The sequence below is a fragment of the Planotetraspora mira genome (genome assembly GCF_016863275.1).
GTDB lineage: Bacteria > Actinomycetota > Actinomycetes > Streptosporangiales > Streptosporangiaceae > Planotetraspora > Planotetraspora mira.
Genome location: NZ_BOOO01000096.1, coordinates 1 through 661 on the forward strand (window position 1 = coordinate 1; position 661 = coordinate 661).

Annotated in this window: 1 protein-coding gene; it reads right to left on the reverse strand. The window is 66.3% G+C overall.

The window, feature by feature from the left end:
* The coding region (locus Pmi06nite_RS41645; protein WP_203958780.1) for an alcohol dehydrogenase catalytic domain-containing protein at nucleotides 1-595 on the reverse strand (595 nt) is incomplete at its 3' end.
* Nucleotides 596-661: the final 66 nt, after the last annotated feature.

Genomic DNA, 661 nt, shown 5'->3' on the forward strand with positions numbered 1-661 from the left:
GTACGGCGGAGTAGGCGGCCATCAGCCCGACGGGCCCCGCCCCGTAGATCACGACCGAGTCGCCCGCCTCCACCTGGGCGAGCCGGGTCGCGTGCCAGCCGGTCGGCCAGATGTCGGCGAGCATCACGTAGTCGTTCTGCTTCTCCTTCGCGTCGTCCGGGAGGACGAGGCAGTTGAAGTCGCCGTACGGCACGCGCAGGAACTCGGCCTGGCCGCCGTTGTAGGGCCCCATGTCGGCGAAGCCGTACGCCGCCCCGGCCATGCCCGGCTCGGGATTGGTGGTGAGGCAGTAGGCCGTCAGGCCCTTTTCGCAGTTCGCGCAGAAGCCGCACGAGATGTTGAACGGGATGCAGACCACGTCGCCGACGCGGACGTGGTCGACGGCCGGTCCGACCTCGACCACTTCGCCGAGGTTCTCGTGACCGAGGACGCGGCCCGTCTCGAAGTCGGTCCGCCCTTCGTACATGTGCAGGTCCGACCCGCAGATGTTGGTCGTGGTGATGCGGACCAGGACATCGGTGGGCCGCTCTATGCGCGCGTCCGGGACTCTCTCGACATTGACCTGTCGAGGTCCTTCGTACACTACGGCTCTCATGATTTCCTCGCATGTGGTTGATTGCGAAGGATCGCCTTACCCGTCAACGACGGGACGAAAGGTCGT